The organism is Butyricicoccus porcorum (assembly GCF_002157465.1).
In the GTDB taxonomy this organism is placed as follows: Bacteria; Bacillota; Clostridia; order Oscillospirales; family Butyricicoccaceae; genus Butyricicoccus_A; species Butyricicoccus_A porcorum.
In genome coordinates, this window is the sequence record NZ_NHOC01000003.1 from 109,154 (window position 1) to 128,435 (window position 19,282).

Consider the following 19,282-nt stretch of genomic DNA (forward strand, 5'->3'; position numbering starts at 1 on the left):
ATGAACGGAGGTCGAATATGCCAAGTTTATTTACAGAGGATACCTACGAGCAAGCTATCATCGAATTGTTCGAGAATATGGGCTATGAGCACCTCTATGCTCCGGATTTGGACCGGGATTATACCAGTCCTCTTTTGGATGCAGTTCTGCAAACCAGCTTGGTGCGCATAAACCGTGGCCTTCCTGTCGAAGCCATTGATGAGGCAATTTCCAAGCTGCGCAATTTCGACACGGGCAGCCTTGTCCAGAAAAACGCCATCTTCATGGATTACTTACAGAATGGTATCACGGTCAAGTTCTTTGTAAAGGGCGAAGAGCGGTCCTCGATTGTTCGCTTGATTGATTATATAAATGTGGATCATAATACCTTCTATGCAGTCAATCAATTCACCTATATAGAAAATGGAAATAATCGCCGGCCAGATATCATCCTCTTCATCAACGGTCTTCCGCTGGTTCTGATAGAACTGAAAAGCCCTTCAAAGGATGAAGTGGGCGCGGAAAATGCATATCATCAGATTCGTAACTATATGCAGGACATCCCGTCTATGTTCTACTACAATGCAATCTGTGTGATCAGCGACCTGTCCACCAACAAGGCAGGTACGATCACTTCCGGTTTAGATCGCTTCATGGAGTGGAAAACAAAAGACGGCAACTACGAGAATACCGCCTATGCCCAGTTCGACACATTTTATGAAGGAATGTTCCAGAAGGAACGGCTACTGGATATTCTGAAGAACTTTATTCTCTTCTCCGGCAGCGGGCAAGGCCGCTTCAAGGTTCTGGCGGGCTACCATCAATACTTTGCCGTACGCAAAGCAATCGAAAAAGCCAAAGTCGCTACGAAAACAGACGGGAAAGGCGGCGTATTTTGGCATACGCAAGGCAGCGGAAAATCCCTGTCTATGGTTTTCTATGCCCACTTGCTGCAGGATGTGCTGGATAGCCCTACAATTGTGGTGATGACGGATCGAATTGATTTGGATGATCAGCTTTATATGCAGTTTTCGCAATGTGCGGATTTCTTGCGTCAAACACCGGTACAGGCGGAAAGTAAGGAACATTTGAAGTCGCTTCTGGATGGGCGCAGTGCAAACGGGATTATCTTTACTACCATGTTCAAGTTTGAACGAGGCGAGAAGCCATTGTCCGAGCGGAGAAATATCGTTGTGATGGCCGATGAAGCGCATCGCGGACAATATGGCTTCGATGAGAAAATCGTAATGTCCGAAAATGAGTATGGTGAGAAAGAAGCGCATACTGTGATCGGCAACGCTCGGATTATCCACGATGCCCTTCCGAATGCAACCTTTATCGGCTTTACCGGTACGCCCATCTCCGCAAAGGACCGCAATACCCGTGAGGTTTTTGGCGACTATATTGATATCTATGATATGACCCAAGCTGTAGAGGACGGCGCAACCCGTCCGGTTTATTATGAGAGTCGTGTTGTCCACCTGAAACTTGACCAGAACACCTTGGCGCTGATTGATTCCACATATGATATTCTTGAGCAGCAATCGGATGCAGTTACCATCGAGAAAAGCAAAAAGATGCTGGGCCAGATGGAAAGCGTGCTAGGTGCCGATTCTACAATTGAGTCACTGTGCGATGACATTGTAGAACACTATGAAAAATATCGCGCAAACCTGTTGACCGGAAAGGCCATGATTGTTGCCTATTCCCGCCCTATTGCCATGAAAATATTCCGCAGAATTCTTACGATCCGGCCAGAATGGAAAGAGAAAATCGGTGTGGTTATGACCAGCGGTAACAACGACCCAGAGGATTGGAAAGAAATTATCGGCACAAAGTCTCACAAGGAAGAATTGGCGCGCAAATTCAAGGATAACAATGATCCGATGAAGATTGCCATTGTTGTAGATATGTGGTTGACAGGCTTTGACGTACCCTCTCTGGCCACCATGTACATTTACAAGCCTATGCACGGGTATAACTTGATGCAGGCTATCGCCCGAGTCAACCGTGTATTTAAGGACAAAGAGGGTGGACTCATCGTTGATTATGTGGGTATTGCTTCTGCACTAAAATCCGCAATGAAGGAATATACCAAGCGCGACCAATCTAAGTACGGCGATATGAATATCGCTAAAGTTGCCTACCCGAAATTCCAGGAGAAGCTACAAGTCTGCAAAGATCTTCTGCACGGTTTCGATTTCAGCGGATTTGTTGGCGGTTCGCCTCTGACTATGGCTAAGCTCATTACCGGCGGTGTAAACTTTGTCCTGGATGCAAAGAAGCCGGAACGAAAAGATTTGTTTCTGAAAGAGGCCATGCTCTTAAAGCAATCTCATTCCCTGTGTTCCAGCATGACTACGGACACCGAAAGGCATGAAGCAGCCTATATGGAAGCTGTTCGCTCTACAATCATTAAAATTACGTATGGCGGAGTCGGCGGCAAAACGCTTTCACTGAAAGAAATCAACGATCAAATCAATGAACTACTGAAAGCGGCAGTTCAGAGCGAAGGCGTCATCAGTCTGTTTGATAGCAAGAAAACTGCTGGAGAGAATTTTAGCTTATTTGATCCTGCAGTACTCGAAGAGATCTCCAAGATGAAGGAGAAGAACATTGCCGTTGAGATCTTGAAAAAGCTAATGGCAGAACAGGTATCTCTGTATAAGCGGACAAACGTTGTCCAATCCCAGAAATTTTCTGAAAAAATTTCGCAGTTGATGAACGCTTATTACAACGGCCTGATTTCCAACGAAGAGGTTATTAAAGAACTTCTGAAGACAGCCGAGGAAATATCCAATCTATATAAAAACGGTCAAAAGCTCGGACTTTCTCAGGAAGAATTAGCATTTTATGATGCTCTCACAAAGCCTGAACATATCAAGGATTTTTACGAGAACGATGAGTTAGTGGCCTTAACAAAAGAGTTGACAGAAATGCTCCGTAAAAATCGCACGATTGACTGGCAGAAAAAAGAGACGGCAAGAGCAACGATGAGGAAAATGGTCAAACGGCTGTTGAAGAAATACAAGTATCCGCCGGAAGACTACGATTTTGCAATCAATACTGTTATCAGCCAGTGTGAATTATGGACAGATAATGCTTCGATGGTATAACCGAGGCGGCAGTTTGACGAAGAATACCAAGGAGAGATAGGATATGGACGCACGGAAGGGAAACATTTTCGAGATCTTGAACAGAAGCAATCGGGTCTTGATTCCGGTATATCAACGATACTATAGTTGGGATATTGAGTAATGCAACGGGCTCTGGAACGATATTGTGGATATGCAAAAAAGGAACAAAGTCGGGCATTTCGTTGGTTCCATTGTAAACATCGCCGAGCAGGCTATGCCGTACCAAAGGACAAATCTTCAGACGCTAATTTCGGTAAGCTAGCAGGGCATATTTCTCATTTTAACTTGTACGAGATCTTGACAGAACACCAATAGCTTAATTTAGGAAAGGAGCTCTCCACCATGAATGTGGTAGGTAAGAAAGTTAGGCATAATAAGTTCGGAGAAGGGACGATTGTAGAACAAGATTCCTCGTGTGTTTCTGTCAAGTTCGTGACGGAGTCTGATCCTAAGAAATTCATGTATCCCACCTGCTTCAAAAATTTTCTGAAGTTATTGGATGCGGAAGCAGCTGCTCAAACGGATGCCACCGTAAAATATCAAGAAGATCAAGAACGTAAGAAAAAGCAGCAGGCTATGGAAGAAGCAGAAGCCCGTCGCTTTGAAAAGAAGATACAGGAAACTAGTTCCAATCCGAGGAAAACTGTAGAAATTCGCCCGTTCAATTCTATTTCGGCTTTCTGCAATGAATATAAACGAGCGATAACCGCTGAGATCGTTTATCTAAAGACTACAGGTGGCAAACGACAGCATATTTTTGATGGTAAACGTATTGAGGTCAAGAACGGACGATATGTTTATACCTTTGAAGCTGACGACGAGCTGACTTACCCCGAAGGAACTCAGATCAGCATTTGGCAAGGAGACACGAGTATTTCCGGTCACATTGTTGGATGTGAAGATTTCACCGTCATAATTGCTAGTAGTAGAGATTTGGGAGCCGATGTCCCTACTCTTGAGTTTTCCGCGGAGCCTTGGCGACTGCTGGACTCTTTGGTTGATCGCCTGGACGGTATTTTAGAAAATCCGTCTGAAATTGTTAGAGCATTGATTTGTGATGGTCAGAAGTCTATTGACTACGGCAATTACAAAATCGCGACAGGACAGCAGACCGCTGTTCAGATGTCGAAAAATCAATCGATTACCTTCGTCTGGGGGCCTCCAGGAACTGGCAAGACCCAGACATTGGCGAAAATTGCTTTGGCTCATATTGAGCAAGGCAGCCGTGTACTGATGCTGTCTTACAGTAATGTATCTGTAGATGGCGCTATTATGCGAGTACATAAAATAAAGCCGAACTTGAAACCAGGAACTCTTGTGAGATATGGCTATGCAAGGAACAAAGACCTGCTTGCACATAGGTATTTAACTTCCTACAATTTGGCAATTCGCAATCATCCTGAACTGCTCAAAGAACGCCAGGATCTAATTGCGGAGCGTAAGAAGCTACCCCGAACTTCTCCTAGATATGTTCAGATTGGGCGCAGACTCACGCAAATCAGAAACAAATTGTCATCTGAAGAAAAAGAAACAGTAAAGAACGCACAGTTCGTTGCAACCACCGTTTCAAAGACTGTCGTTGATAGCACAGTTAGAGACTGTGGGTTTGATGTAGTCATTTTTGATGAAGCCAGTATGGCTTATATTCCACAGATTGTTTTCGCTGCCAGCCTTGCGAAGAAGCATTTTGTCTGTATGGGAGACTTTAGACAGCTTCCTCCTATTGTGCAAAGCAACGGAAATTCTCCGTTGAACGCCGACATTTTCCAGTATTGTGGGATTACTTCTGCAGTAGACAGCGGAAGAAACCATAAGTGGCTGTGTATGTTGGACACTCAATATCGTATGCACCCTCGAATTGCTGATTTTGCTAGCCGAACCATGTATGGTGGCCTTCTCCAATCCGCAGAGGATTTGGAAAAGAAACGTCGTGGTATTGTAGATCAGAAGCCTATCAATGGTCATGCAATGGCATTTGCAGACTTGTCTGGAATGATGTCGGTTTGTACTAAGACTGGTGATAATTCGAGAGTTAATGTACTGAGTGCCTTAATGTCCTTCTCCTTGGCATTAGATGCTGCCAAGGATCACGAAGTTGGTATTATTACTCCGTATCATGCACAATCTCGCTTGCTTCATGCAATGGCACGAGATGTGGCAGATGCGAATCCGGAATTAAAGCCGATTACCTGTGCTACGGTTCACCAATTCCAAGGTTCTGAAAAGGATGTTATTGTTTACGATGCAGTTGACTGTTATCGTATGCCATATCCGGGGATGCTACTTACTTCAACCGGAAACAATTATGCCAACAGACTTTTCAATGTCGCTCTAACCAGAGCAAAGGGTAAGTTTATCGGTGTGGCAAATATCGCCTACATGGACAACAAGAACCTATCTAGTAGCCTTATGTTTGAGCGTATGATTGAAGGGCAACGAAAAAAACCAAGCTGCCTGAGCGGGCAGGAGCTTTCTCAGAGGCGCTCTGCTATCAGCGGAAGCACCATGAGTTTCTTTGATAATGATGATGGAAATCGTCGGTTCCTTAAAGATGTATCTGAAGCCCGACGTGAAATTAGAATAGATATTCCAGACAAGCCTGTGGAAGATGCGTTTTCCGGACAGTTGGCCACAGCGTTGAAGACTGCCATGGGAAAAGGCATTAAGGTTTATCTCAGAGCAGAAAATAAGCAAGGATTGTCTTCTGCTCTGAAGCCCCTTGCAATAGAGAACCCATTTGTCACAAATCCGGTGGTATTGATTGACAAGAAGATTGTGTGGTTCGGTATGCCAAGCTCTGATGCGAAATTCAAATCAGAGGGAAGTATCCTCCAGACAAGATACCGTCCAGTTATCCGCTTTAAGGGTTCACATACAGTGGCTTCTCTCTATGGCTTTATGGAAATGAGTAGGACTGTAGATCAAAGTAAGACTATCAGTACCGATAATGAAGGAAAAATAACTGATACTTTCGCAAGCTATGTGCTGGCAAATAAAAAGTGTTCTTCCTGCGGTAAACCGATGAAGTTGCAAAAAAGTAAGAAAGGCAAGTTCTTCTTAGCCTGCACGGGTTATCCTGCTTGCCACGAGACTGCGCTTGTCGATGTGGACTTGGTTGAACGGTATTTTTATCGCCATGGTGGAATCGGTCAGCACTGCACACGATGTAACTGCTCGTTGGAAGCAAAGCTTGGTCCCTATGGTCTCTATATTCAATGTTGTGGAGTATCACACCATAAATATAAGCTAGATGAAATTTGATTTGCCCTAAACACAGCAATAAAGAGAAACAATTGGTTAATGTAAGCTGGCAAGGTGATGCTCAACAGAAGTAACGAGCAAAGGGGAAGATTGTATGTTTTCTGCATAAGTTCCTTTTGGAAAACTACGACAGAGAATCTTTTTTGAAAAAGAGAATACTTGAATTTGATCACATCGCTGACAAAACTGTGACAGAATATAGCTGGGGCGCATAAGTATAGTACTTCGGACCCAATTGGTCCAAAGTCACAACCTAACTTCCCGACAAGTTGTCGGAAAGTGAAATCTCCACCAATTTATCTGGGATAAAATAATGGAACTCACATTCCGTTCTCGTTATATAAATTCACTTCAGCACAACTTGAGCAGAAGTTAAATCTGGTTATTCTCGGGAGAATCCCCAATTCTGTGTAAACGCTGTATAACAGTGTAGAAAAGAACGATATTTTATGATGAGGGAACAGCATATTTGCTGTTCCCTTGCTCACCCTATAACGGCAATTCCGTTCTGGTGTCAAGGGCAGCGATGTATAGTGGCTCAGTTGTCAAGACAAAAATCTAAGATTTTTATAATGAACTGATATAGTGGACAAGTTACAAGGACCATGGGGAGAACAGTGGAGCACTCCCCAGATTCAATATATGCTAAGCTACATATGGCATCAACATTGCCGGATAGTAGCATTCAGCCGGTGTTTGGTAATCAAGTGCAGAATGGCGCCGCTCAAAGTTGTAGATGTGGATATACTGTCCGATAGCAACTCTTGCTTCCCTGATGTTGTTGTACTGTGTCAGATAGGCTTCCTCATACTTGAAGCTGCGGAACCAGCGCTCAATCATGATGTTGTCTGCCCAGCGACTTTTTCCATCCATACTCTGGCGGATGCCGTTTTCCTTTACAAAGTCAATGTATTGCTGACTTGTAAACTGACAACCCTGATCTGAATTCAGGATTTGAGGTTTTGCTACTTTGAAAGCTTTTTTCAGGGCACTGATAATCATTCTGGTATCAAGTGTGTCATCCACTTCCCAGCCGACAATACAACGGCTGTACCAGTCGATCACGGCTGTCAGATACAGAAATCCGCGCTTGATCGGGATATATGTAATGTCAATAGACCATGCTTGATTTGGCTTGTCTATGACCGCATTACGAAGAAGATATGGACATACTTTCGCCCGCTGCATTCGCTTGGAAAGATTCATCTTTGGATAGATCGGGTAAATATCCATCTCATTCATGTAGCGTCTTGCCTTGCGGCACCCAACCTGGTAACCACGGGCTTTTAACTGTGCAGACATTTGTCTTGCGCCCCAAGTGGGATTATCTGTATGGAGATGATCAATGATCTCTTTGCAGGCCAGTTCCTCATCTGAAATAGGGGCGCCCTTGTAATAAATGCTTGTACGGTTGATGTCAAGCAACCTGGCACCAACGGAAGCCGGAATTTCCTTAGTCGTCAAAAGGTTTTGGACTAAACTTACTCTCGTAGTCAGGTCCACAAATTTCTTCAGATTTTTTTTTGAGCCAGTCAACCTGCATGGTTAACTGACCAACCTTTTTGGCATACTCCGCTTTCTCTTTTCGCTCTTCGGCAAGCTTTTCTTTGAGGTTTTCCTCGCGCTTGTCGTCGAACACAACCGAAGCATTGTTCAGGAACTCCTTTTTCCAGTTGCGGAGCAGATTTGATTGGATGCTATTTTCAGCTGCCAGGGTATTGAGATCTTTCTCACCCTTAAGCAGCTCAATTACAAGGTTTGACTTGAATTTGGCACTAAAACTTCTTCTTTGTCTGGACATGATAATGGATCCTTTCTTACATACTGGTTTATGTATATCAGATTCATTAAAATCTGTACGAAAAAGTGTCTTAATTTATGAGACCATTATATTTGAAGCCTTTACGGAACTGTATATTAACGATGTGAAAAACCGTCTGAAGGAAAATACTTGGCTGACAAAGGAGCATATCATTCGCACGAAGATACTGCCCTACTTTGGCAAACTGAAAATCAGCGAGATTTCCACAAAAGAGATTATCACTTGGCAGAATGAAATGCTTGCTTACCGTGACGAGAAGAAAAAACCGTATTCACAAACCTATCTGAAAACGCTGCACAATCAGTTGTCAGCCATATTCAATCACGCTGTACGCTATTATGAATTGCGGTCAAATCCTGCGGCAAAGGTGGGAAATATGGGAAGCGAGGAACACAAGGAAATGCTGTTCTGGACGAGAGAAGAATATAAGAAATTTGCCGATGAGATGATGGATAAGCCAGTTTCCTTTTACGCCTTTGAAATGCTGTATTGGTGCGGTATCCGTGAAGGCGAATTATTAGCCTTGACCGCCTCCGATTTTGATTTTGACAAGGGAACGGTAACGATTAGTAAATCCTATCAGCGTTTACACGGAGAAGATGTGATTACTACACCGAAAACAAAAAAGAGCAACCGAATAATCAAAATGCCGCAGTTTCTCTGTGAGGAAATGCAGGAATATATCGGTATGCTTTACGGTCTGAAAAAGAAAGACCGCATTTTCACGGTAACAAAAAGCTATCTTCATCACGAGATGGACAGAGGGGCGAAAGCCGCAGGCGTGAAGCGTATCCGCATTCACGACTTGAGACACAGCCATATCAGTTTACTGATTGATATGGGATTTTCGGCGGTGGCGATTGCAGACCGTGTAGGACATGAAAGTATTGAAATCACTTATCAGTACGCCCACCTGTTCCCGTCCAAACAGACGGAAATGGCAGAGCGATTAGACGATTTAGGGAAAGGAGATTTTTAATATGTCAGCGAAAAACAGGGACAACAAAAACCGTTGGAGAAATATCACGGTAGGGTTTCGGGTATCGCCCGAAGAAAGCGAGCAGATAGACAGGGCAGTACGACTTTCGGGGCTTACCAAGCAGGACTATATCACAAGACGGCTCTTATGCCAAGATGTGGTTGTGCAGGGCAATCCGAGAGTGTATAAGGCACTCCGTAATGAGCTTGCTGCCGTCCTTGCGGAATTACAGAGGATTGAAGCAGGAAACGGTATTGATGATGAATTGCTTGACACAATCGAATTGATTGCCGTTATTCTCGGCGGGCTGAAAGGAGAAGATGGGAATGGAGAATAAAAAAGAAATGACTGCCCTTGATGTATCTGCGGCAACAGATACGGAGCAGCCAATTTCAAAATGTACTGACAATAGTATATCCGAAAAAGCAGGAAAAATCAACGACCTTGAAACAATTTCTATGACAGAGCTTTACGACACCGTATATCCAAGCAAGCCGCCGCTGATTGACGGCTTGCTCTATACTGGCACTTATCTCTTTGTCGGTGCGCCGAAGCTCGGCAAAAGTTACCTGATGGCGCAGCTTGCCTATCATATCAGCACAGGCACACCGCTATGGGATTATACCGTCCGAAAAGGAACGGTGCTGTATCTTGCTCTTGAAGATGATTACCGATGCTTGCAGGAACGGCTATACCGAATGTTCGGAACAGACAGCACAGACAATCTTTTCTTCTCTGTTTCAGCCGACAGTCTCGGTAATGGATTGGACGCTCAGTTACAGCGGTTTATGCAGGAACACACCGATACAAGCCTGATTATCATTGACACGCTCCAAAAGGTCAGAGAAGTCGGCGGGGATAATTACAGCTACGCAAACGATTATGAAATCATCACACGGCTGAAACAGTTTGCCGATAAGTACGGCATTTGTATTCTGCTTGTTCATCACACGAGGAAGCAAACAGCGGATGATAAATTTAATATGATTTCGGGAACGACAGGCTTGCTCGGTGCGGCGGATGGGGCGTTTCTTCTGCAAAAAGAGAAACGCACAAGCAACGCCGCCACGCTTGAAGTATCGGGCAGAGATCAGCAAGACCAAAAGCTGTACCTCAATCGCAATACCGAAACTTTGCTGTGGGAGCTGGAACGGACAGAAACGGAGCTTTGGAAAGAACCGCCCGAACCTTTGCTTGAAAAGATAGCGCAATTGCTTTCTTCGGGCAGTAATGAATGGACGGGGACGCCTACGGAGCTTTGCTCTATTCTTCAGCTTGATATTCAGCCTAACGCTCTCACACGAAAGCTGAATATCAATGCGGGGCGTTTGCTAAATGAGTATAAGATTTTCTATGAGAACAGCCGCAGTCGAAGTGAGCGAAAAGTAAAGCTATCCCGATTGGAGCAGGCGTGACGATATGTGACGGTGTGACGATGATTTTAGGGGCGGGTGCGGTATCAAAAATACCGTCACCATCGTCACACACCGTCACAAAAGTTTAGACGGGGTTGTAAGGGTGTCCTTTTCAAAGGACAGCCCTTACCTCTCGGAGAGCGCAAAACCTGCTTGCAGGTTGCATTTTTGTTGGCGAAGCTGACAAAAGTGCTTTTGCGTTACTCTTGGCAAGAGTAACAGAACCACTAACCGAAAAGAAAGGGCGTGATAAAATGCAAAGAACAATTAGTGCAATGGTCGGAAAGGGCTCGATCAATCACAACAGCCGAAAGTTTACAGCAGAGAATGTTGCTCCAGAGCGCACCCACTTGAATATAGATTATTGCAATGAGAACATCGAAAAAGTATATCACAAACTATTTGATGAAGCTCTGAAACGATACAATGATAAGCAGACAAGGGCAGACCGAAAGATAGAAAACTATTATGACAAAATCCGTACAGGCAAACAGGAAAAGCCGTTTCACGAACTGATTTTACAGATTGGCGATAAAGATAATATGAGTGCAGAAAGCGAAAACGGACAGCTTGCAAAGCAGATTTTGGATGAGTATTACAAGGGTTTTCGAGAGAGAAATCCAAACTTATATGTGTTCTCTGTTCATCTGCATATGGATGAAGCAACACCGCATATTCACATTGACTTTGTACCGTTTACAACAGGTAGCAAGCGAGGTTTAGATACAAGAGTGTCGCTAAAACAGGCTCTTGTGGCGCAGGGATTTAAGGGCGGTACTCGTGGCGATACGGAATGGTCGCAATGGGTACTTTCTGAAAAAGAACAGCTTGCCGCCGTTATGGAACGGTACGGAATTGAGTGGGAGCAGAAAGGCACACACGATAAGCATTTGTCCGTTCTTGATTACAAAAAGCAGGAACGGGAAAAAGAAATATCGGCTCTTGACAGTCAGATTGCCGAGAAAACCGATGTGGTGAAATCTCTTTCAGACCGAGTGCAGAATTTTGATGACGGTATTGAGCGATTGCAGGCAATAAGCGATAGCTTAGATACTGCACCTGAATATAATCTACCCGAACCATCGGGGTTAATGACAGCCAAAACCTATAAAACAAAGTTCGCCGAGCCGCTTATCAAGAGGTTAAAATCGCTTATTAAAACCGTATTTGCCCGATGTTTTGAAGCGTGGGACAGTTATCACAGGCTGAACGCAACAAACGCAAGTCTGTATCGTGAAAACCAAGTGTTGAGCAGAAAAAACAGCAGTCTTAACGCTGAAAATGCTGAACTGAAGGAGCAAAACAGGGATTATAAACTACTCCGTAAGGTATTCGGCAGCAAGCAAATTGATGGACTTTTAGAGCAAGCCAAACAGTCTAAACAGCGTGATAAACGCTTTAGAGATAATCAAAATGAAAGGTAGGAATACACAATGACAAAGACGATTTTTGAAGAAATGGGCGGCACTTATATACGGGTTGGAGATTATTTTCTCCCCGATTTGAAACTGCCCGAAACAGAAACACAATCTATCGGCATATGGGGACAGCGGCATAAACGCTACTTGAAAGAGCATAAACGGCTGTTTTATTCTAATTTGTTGACAAGCGGAAAACTGAACAGTTACCTTGCTGATATTGATCGACAGGCAGAGGAAATGTTTTCTCGGCTGGTAAAACAGATGGCAGAATGTGAGGGCGTGACAGAACAGCTAAAGGCAGAAAATCAGCTTGAATGGGTCGGGAAAATGAATAATATTCGTAGCAGAGCAGTAGAGATTATAGATGTAGAATTGATTTGTGTTTAGGAGGACAAAGCGGCAGATATAATGTTAAAAGGTGGTTGCGTGCGCACGCATATTGTGTTATAATACTGGTGGTTAGGAGGAATATATCTATGAAACTATTAAAATGGCTTTCAGTAACAGACCGATTTTACAAAATCTATTTGGACAAGCAACTTGCCCCCTATGGAATCAACAACAGTCAATATATGTTCTTAATCAAAATCTGTCGTTCGCCCGGTATTCTACAAGATTCTTTGTTGAATATGTTCTATGTTCATCCAAGCAATATTGTACGGACGGTTGCGACATTGGAAAAGCAGGGAATGATTACACGTTCTCCCAATGATAATGATAAGCGGACATGTAAATTGTATCCTACAGAAAGAGCATTGTCTATTATTGACGAGATACAGATGATATGCGAAAAGACAGAAGCTCTTTTATTGCAGGGTATGAGCGAATCCGAGCAGAACCTTTTTATGGATTTCTTAATACAGGCGGGCAGAAATATCACATCGGAACTCCATATAGAGAGAAAGGGGGAGGAGTTCAATGACTGAAAATCCTCTGGGCTATGAAAAAATTCCAAAGCTGTTGAAAAATTTTGCTGTTCCCAGTATTGTGGCGTCTCTTGTCGGTTCAATCTACAATATTGTGGATCAGATTTTTATTGGTCAAGGGGTCGGTTATTTGGGAAATGCAGCAACCAATGTTGCCTACCCGTTTTCTACCATCTGCCTTGCCATTGCACTACTGGTCGGAATTGGCAGTTCTTCCCGTGTTTCCCTCTGTCTTGGATGCAAAGAGCCGAAAGCTGCCGCCAAAGCAGCGGGAAATGGTATTGTTCTGATGGGAATTTTCGGAATTATTTATTTGCTGGTTGGAGAAACTTTTCTGCCTTTGCTCCTAAAGGCATTTGGGGCAACGACAGCTGTATTTCCATATGCAAAGCAGTATGCCAGCATAACATTGATTGGAATGCCGTTTCTCATTGTAACGAATGGTATGAGCAATTTGATTCGAGCAGATGGAAAACCAAAGTATTCAATGGCCTGCATGGTTGTGGGAGCTATTATCAATACCATTCTTGACCCCATTTTTATTTTTGTTTGCGATTGGGGAATTGCCGGCGGAGCTTGGGCAACGGTTATTGGGCAAATTTTTTCTTTCACACTCGCACTCCGTTATCTATGGCGTTTCCAAACAATCCATTTTGAAAAAAAGTCGTTTTTATTTGACATTAAAGAAAGCCTGAAAATTTGCAGCATGGGGATAAGCAGCTGCTCAAATCAGATTGCAATTACCGTGATTCAAATCATTCAGTACAATTCGTTGACTTATTACGGCGCATTAACAAAATATGGAACGGATATTCCCTTGGCAGCTTGCGGAATTGTTATGAAAACAAATGCCATAATCCTTGCGATTGTTACAGGAATCTCGCAAGGGATGCAGCCGATTATCGGTTTCAACTATGGAGCAAGGCAATATCATCGGGTACGGGAGGCTTACATGCTTGCAATAAAGTGGAATCTTGTTGTTTCCACTATTGCTTTTATCGCATTTCAATTTTTCCCGCGATCTATCATTTCACTATTCGGAGACGGGGACGAGCTGTATTTTGAATTTGCTGTTTTGTTCATGCGTACCTATATTTTCATGGTGTTGGTAAATGGTGTGCAGTTGCTTTCTTCCGACTTTTTTACCGCAATAGGAAAAGCGTTAAAAGGTGCTCTGTTGGCATTAACAAGGCAGACCTTTTTCTTGATTCCGCTTACCCTGCTGCTCCCGCTTCGTTTCGGAATTATGGGAGTATTGCTAGCGGGGCCTGTTGCTGATTTTTCAGCGTTTGTGCTATCTGTTGTACTGGTCGGTATAGAATTTAAAAAACAAAAAAAACTCGCTTATAATTTAAGCCATAGCATATAACTATTATCCACAGCTACTGAGCAAGTGTTATCAATACCGATAACAAAATGATAACATTAGCTTATATAGGCAGGATAATATGGATATATCAAATAATCAAAGGATTTACATACTCGGCAGAGAATAAATTCTAAACAAAATCAGTTAGGAAAAGTCGAATTTGAACAAAGGAACGGTGAGAAATCATGGCAAGAAGCTACGACAAACATTTTAAAGAAGAAGCATTGAAGCTCTCAGATGAAATCGGAGCAAAGAAGGCGGCGGACCAGCTTGGAATCCCCTACAATACAGTCACAACCTGGCGAGGTAAGCGAAAGAAATACGGAGATCAGGCATTTGTAGGAAGTGGACATAAACAGCTGACGGCAAGCGAGCAGGAACGAAGAATGCTTGAACTGGAGAAGGAAGTCAAAGAGCTCCAACGAGCTAACGATATACTTCAGGAGGCTCTTGTTTTTTTCGCAGCGCGCCGAAAGAAGTCAAAGCGCATGAGCGATACCGCTTTATCCACTCTATACAGACAGATTCACATAAAGAGTGGAGTGTGGAACTATTATGCAGAATTCTTCATGTAAGCGAATCCGGATATTATCGATATCTGAAGAATCTCAGTAAGCCGTCTAAGCACGCGCTTCTTTCGGCGGCAATAGACAGGATTATGAATGAATCCGATTATAATGACAATTATGGAGTGAAACGAATGCAGCTTGCTTTGGCGCAGAACAGATTCCACACAGGAAAACGTAGAATCAGGCGAATTGTGCACGAAAAAGGTCTGATTCACGGCAGACCCAGACGTCCACATGGTTTAACACACGCTGCCACCGAAATTCAAGAGAAGGAAAATCTGATCAAGCAGGATTTTCAGGCTGATGCTCCGTATCAAAAACTACTGGCGGATATCACGCAGATCGGCTGCCTGGACGGAAAACTCTATATTTCCCCGATTATGGATTGCTTTAACGGTGAGATTCTTTCTCTTCAGATGGATGACAATATGCGAAAAGAACTCTGTATCAATACACTCAAGGCAGTTGCCTGCTGGTATCCGATTCGAGGCGCGATACTTCATAGCGATCGCGGAAGCCAGTATACCAGCGAGGCGTTCAAGAAAAAACTCTCTGAATATGGTATGCTGCAGAGCTTAAGCGGTGTGGCACACTGCTACGATAACGCCCGAATGGAAAGCTTTTTCGCAACTTTGAAGAAGGAACTGCTCTATAGAATTCCTACTTACCGAATGCCAATGGCGGAGGTTAAATCTATTATCTTTCGATATGTGTTTATCTACTATAATCGGAAGCGAGTATATACGTCGAATCCCTTAGGACTTCCACCCGCTGTTTATAAGACACATTACCACAATATGTATCATTCATCTGCTGCTTAAAATTTGTGAGTTTTTAGACTGCACTTTTCTTGACAATTCCACAGGCTGACTTGAACGATTAATGTCAAACTTACATTTTGGATTGTCCTTGGGTAAATGGATACCAGAATGATTCAGTCTGAATTTATTGATATAAATATGAGGAGAAAATATTATGTTGCGATTCAAGCCAACAGAGCACCTGACCGGTGTTACCATTCAAGGAGACTTACAGGATTTCTATGAGCTTACGGAATCTATCTACCGTATAACAGGGATAGTAGATGATCCGACTTCTGCATATTATGGAGTGAGGAATACTCTGCTGGCGATTTGCTATGATATTCGTCATGCTTATATGGGCGATCGCGATATTTTTACGGTTGAAAATGGAATGAATCAGGAAATAATGCGATGGCATAAAATGATTACTCCAACCAATAATGTTTATTACAGTGTAAATGTGCTGTTTCCACTGGCAATTTTTGCTGCTGTCTCTATGCAACAGGCGTTCCCAAGTGCAAGGAAGTTTTATGAATCGAAGAATATGAAAGAGGGAGAACATTTGCCGCCGTACTCTGATTATGTTCATGATAAGGCATATCTGAATCAGTTTGCTGCGGGAGTCTGGCAGGCGTTAGGTGAAGTAATCGGTGGCCTTGAATTAGAAAAGATCATTCGTTCATGGGAGAATTCTTATGATAGTTATGCCTGCTATGCGACACAGTATATTGATAAATGCAACATAGAATTATTGAAAGCACCGTTGGAAAAACGCAAAGATAAACTACGTAATATTGCGAAACGATTGGTGAAAGCACCACAGGCATATTATACGTTATTAAGAGATTTGCATGCTGCAGCGAAAGAGTATAACACAGATATTTATTCTCTCCATGATTCCAGACTGGAATATCCGGAGGAGATTGAGTGGTAACTGCAGTCAGTACAGGATTTTACATATACTGATATTACTCTACTGTGGTTAGCATCAGGAAAATACAGGCATATTTTTATGCGTGTCGACATTCCAGCGGAAAGAAGAGTTCACTTTTGAGACTACGAATATCGTTAATAGATATGGTGGTATTCGCAATTTGAAGGTAAATGCTCAATAATCACCCGTTTCACTAAAAATGCCGGATGCGCTCAACTGCACACCCGGCATCATAATATTATATTGTAATCAATCAAATGTCCGCTGTTTCATTTAATGCCTGCATATTCGGATGCCATGGCATCAGCGTTTCCAGCTTCTCTGCGGCAGGTGTCTTGCCAAAACAAGGCAGCCATGTCAGAATGCGCAGCAAATAATCGTATGGCTCCAGTCCGTTTGCCTTAGCTGTTTCGACCAAAGTGTAGATAATTGCACTGGAATCAGCGCCCTTTACACTATCGCAGAACAGCCAGTTCTTTCTACCCACAACAAAAGGACGGATTGCATTCTCCGCCAGATTATTGGAAATATCCACTTCTCCATAATCCAGAAATGTATACAGGCTGGCTTTCTGGTTTCTTGCATAAGTAACAGCTTCCTCAAGTTTGCTGCCCTCTTCCGGATTTACGGTGTTCAGCCACAGATAATACTCTTCGACCAAAGGTTCCAGCTTCAGCTTTCGGAATTCCTTCCGTTGTTCATTGGAAAAATCTTCACATTTCTTCTCCCATGCGAAAATACGGTTGCAATAGGAATATCCAACTGCAGATTTGGAGTTCTTTACGGTGGCACCATCCGGCATAGCTTCACGCCATTTACGCTTCATATGTGCCCAGCAACCACAGCGGATTACTCCCTCAACCTTGTTATAGCCGGAATATCCATCGGTCACCAGACAGCCTTTGAAGCCCTTCAGAAAGGTCTTTGCTCTGTCGCCGGAGCGATCCGGCTGGTACTCGAAACAGCGAATTTGCTTTGAGCAGCGCTTGCCACTGGCATAAACCCACATTCGGGATTCCGAGGTTGCCGGTTTACCTTCTTCGCCGTGTACCTGTACCACTGTTTCATCTGCATGGATGACATTCTGCTCCAGCAGATGCTTCTTCAGCTGTCGATATAGCGGCTTCAGCCAGTTCTGTGTTGTTTGAATCACCCAGTTTGCCAAAGTCGCTCGGGAAAGCTCCAGACCATGTCTCTTCCATATCTTTTCCTGTCTGGCAAGAGGAAGACCATCTGCATACTTCTTCACCATGACATCTGCAACGGTAGAAGGAGATGCAAGACTGTGCTTCATAAGCGAAGGCGGAGCTGCAGCGCAGCGTATCGTTGCATAACCGGTGTCCTTCTCACAGGATGGGCAGGCATAGGTATACGTATAATATCTCAAAATTTTTACTGTTTCAGGAATTAAAATCAACTCGGATTTTACATATTTTTTGCCGATTCGTTTCAGCTGCATGCCGCACTTGGGACAGTTTTTCTGTTCCTCAGATAAGTCAAGAAAGACTTCTTCTTCTGGAAGAGCTTCCAGAAGTTCATTGTAAGTACGTTTTGCCTTCTTTCTGCGCTGATGCATGGCAACTGTAACAGATTCCTCTGTTGGTTCCGGCGCCTTTGGATTTTGCTCAGTTTCAGCTTCATTGAAGAATGACATCTGTTTTGCATTCTTCATGACATATTTCTGCTTTTCACTGGACTGACCAAATCTGGCACGCTGTGCATTTACCAGAAGCTCAGTCAGGCGATCCAGACGCTGCTCCAGTTCCGCAATCTTTGCATCCTTCTGCTTCAATGCATCTTCCAAAGCCTGAATCTGCGCTCTGTTATTCTGTTTTTGAGCAGCACGGTTAGCCATGGCAATCCTCCAAAGGAAAACTTTTATTAAATTAATTATACTATAAATCTAGATAAAAGTACAGAAAACCACATATTTTCTTTAAAATAAATCCTTCTTTATCCCTTTTCGTATTGCTTTGGGCTGTTCAATCTGTAATCCTTCCATAAGCCAGCGGAAAGACTGCGGATCCAGTTTCTTCAATTCTGCTTCGGAACGAGGCCACTGAAAATTACCATTACTGAGACGCTTATACAAAAGCACATATCCGTCTCCAGACCAATACAATGCCTTGATCCGGTCTGTACGTCGTCCGCAGAATAAAAACAGGCTGTCCTCTCGTAAATCCATTCCATATTGGAGTTGGACAATACCTGCAAGACCATCTATTCCCCGGCGAAGATCCGTATAACCACACGCAATATAATAGTTGGTTACCTTGCTCAGATCAATCATAAGGATTGCAGAGATCGCAGGATTGCTATGACAGCTTCGGCATCTGTATTACCCGGCAGATCCAAACGAGCAGAACGGAATTGAATATGAATCATATCATCTATTCTGTTACATTCATCCGTCGTTGACGTAAGCTGTACCAGCGAAGGCTGATTCTGATGCATTGCCGCCTCGCGAAGCTTTCTCAGCCAGTAATAATAACTCTTTATCGATACTCCGTTTTGCTCACAAAATTCCTTATTGCTTAAACCACTCGCTTCACATTCCTGAATAATCTTTGCCCATTCCCGCATTCGATACTGACTGCGTACCTGTATCACTTCTGACATGCTGATCCCTCCATACTTTAATTACTTGAAAAACTCACCTGGAGTTTT

Annotated in this window: 16 protein-coding genes and 1 pseudogene; 12 read left to right on the forward strand and 5 right to left on the reverse strand. The window is 43.4% G+C overall.

Annotated features, from left to right (window positions below; genetic code table 11):
• Nucleotides 1-17: 17 nt before the first annotated feature.
• Nucleotides 18-3,095, forward strand: coding sequence for a type I restriction endonuclease subunit R (locus tag CBW42_RS03985; RefSeq protein ID WP_087018010.1), 3,078 nt, complete (start codon nt 18-20; stop codon nt 3,093-3,095).
• Nucleotides 3,096-3,458: 363 nt separating this feature from the next.
• Nucleotides 3,459-6,377, forward strand: coding sequence for an AAA domain-containing protein (locus CBW42_RS03990; RefSeq protein ID WP_087018012.1), 2,919 nt, complete (start codon nt 3,459-3,461; stop codon nt 6,375-6,377).
• 645 nt (nt 6,378-7,022) lie between these two features.
• Here the strand turns inward: CBW42_RS03990 and CBW42_RS03995 are convergent.
• Together CBW42_RS03995 and CBW42_RS14930 are read right to left on the reverse strand one after the other, a co-directional pair.
• The gene (locus CBW42_RS03995) at nt 7,023-7,880 is read right to left on the reverse strand and encodes an IS3 family transposase (protein WP_242969780.1); all 858 of its coding nucleotides are present in this window, start codon (nt 7,878-7,880) and stop codon (nt 7,023-7,025) included.
• Nucleotides 7,831-8,178 carry a transposase gene (locus tag CBW42_RS14930; protein WP_242969781.1) on the reverse strand — a complete coding sequence of 116 codons (348 nt, stop codon included), beginning with the start codon at nt 8,176-8,178 and terminating at the stop codon, nt 7,831-7,833. Before CBW42_RS14930 ends, CBW42_RS03995 begins: the two co-directional genes overlap by 50 nt.
• A gap of 91 nt (nt 8,179-8,269) precedes the next feature.
• Here CBW42_RS14930 and CBW42_RS04000 point away from each other — a divergent pair.
• The 10 genes and pseudogenes from CBW42_RS04000 to CBW42_RS04045 form a co-directional block, all read left to right on the forward strand.
• Nucleotides 8,270-9,178 (forward strand): annotated as a pseudogene (locus CBW42_RS04000) (tyrosine-type recombinase/integrase); the annotation flags it as partial.
• Nucleotide 9,179: 1 nt separating this feature from the next.
• Nucleotides 9,180-9,515 (forward strand): plasmid mobilization protein, encoded by a 336-nt coding sequence (locus tag CBW42_RS04005; RefSeq protein ID WP_087018014.1) that lies wholly within the window; start codon nt 9,180-9,182, stop codon nt 9,513-9,515.
• Nucleotides 9,505-10,593, forward strand: coding sequence for a helicase RepA family protein (locus tag CBW42_RS04010; protein ID WP_087018017.1), 1,089 nt, complete (start codon nt 9,505-9,507; stop codon nt 10,591-10,593). Before CBW42_RS04005 ends, CBW42_RS04010 begins: the two co-directional genes overlap by 11 nt.
• Nucleotides 10,594-10,799: 206 nt before the next feature.
• Nucleotides 10,800-12,017, forward strand: a complete 1,218-nt coding sequence (locus CBW42_RS04015) for a plasmid recombination protein (RefSeq protein WP_456236392.1) — start codon at nt 10,800-10,802, stop codon at nt 12,015-12,017.
• Between the two features lie 9 nt (nt 12,018-12,026).
• Entirely contained in the window at nt 12,027-12,401 is a 375-nt protein-coding gene (locus CBW42_RS04020; protein ID WP_087018019.1) for a TnpV protein, read from the forward strand.
• 89 nt (nt 12,402-12,490) lie between these two features.
• Complete coding sequence (locus CBW42_RS04025; RefSeq protein ID WP_087018021.1) at nt 12,491-12,940, forward strand: MarR family winged helix-turn-helix transcriptional regulator; 450 nt, start codon at nt 12,491-12,493, stop codon at nt 12,938-12,940.
• On the forward strand, nt 12,933-14,309 hold the full coding sequence (locus CBW42_RS04030; RefSeq protein ID WP_087018023.1) for an MATE family efflux transporter: 1,377 nt from the start codon (nt 12,933-12,935) through the stop codon (nt 14,307-14,309). The genes CBW42_RS04025 and CBW42_RS04030 overlap by 8 nt, the downstream gene beginning before the upstream one ends.
• 185 nt (nt 14,310-14,494) lie before the next feature.
• Nucleotides 14,495-14,884 (forward strand): transposase, encoded by a 390-nt coding sequence (locus CBW42_RS04035; protein WP_242969782.1) that lies wholly within the window; start codon nt 14,495-14,497, stop codon nt 14,882-14,884.
• Nucleotides 14,854-15,699 (forward strand): IS3 family transposase, encoded by an 846-nt coding sequence (locus CBW42_RS04040; RefSeq protein ID WP_087018025.1) that lies wholly within the window; start codon nt 14,854-14,856, stop codon nt 15,697-15,699. Before CBW42_RS04035 ends, CBW42_RS04040 begins: the two co-directional genes overlap by 31 nt.
• A gap of 154 nt (nt 15,700-15,853) precedes the next feature.
• On the forward strand, nt 15,854-16,615 hold the full coding sequence (locus CBW42_RS04045) for a DUF6904 family protein (protein ID WP_087018027.1): 762 nt from the start codon (nt 15,854-15,856) through the stop codon (nt 16,613-16,615).
• A 253-nt stretch (nt 16,616-16,868) separates the two neighbouring features.
• Here CBW42_RS04045 and tnpC read toward each other — a convergent pair whose 3' ends face one another.
• The 3 genes from tnpC to tnpA all read right to left on the reverse strand — a co-directional run bounded on the left by tnpC (nt 16,869) and on the right by tnpA (nt 19,234).
• Nucleotides 16,869-18,470, reverse strand: a complete 1,602-nt coding sequence (tnpC, locus tag CBW42_RS04050; protein WP_087018029.1) for an IS66 family transposase — start codon at nt 18,468-18,470, stop codon at nt 16,869-16,871.
• 81 nt (nt 18,471-18,551) lie between these two features.
• Entirely contained in the window at nt 18,552-18,905 is a 354-nt protein-coding gene (gene tnpB / locus CBW42_RS04055) for an IS66 family insertion sequence element accessory protein TnpB (RefSeq protein WP_133058253.1), read from the reverse strand.
• On the reverse strand, nt 18,902-19,234 hold the full coding sequence (gene tnpA, locus CBW42_RS04060) for an IS66 family insertion sequence element accessory protein TnpA (protein WP_087018033.1): 333 nt from the start codon (nt 19,232-19,234) through the stop codon (nt 18,902-18,904). Before tnpA ends, tnpB begins: the two co-directional genes overlap by 4 nt.
• Nucleotides 19,235-19,282 lie beyond the last annotated feature (48 nt).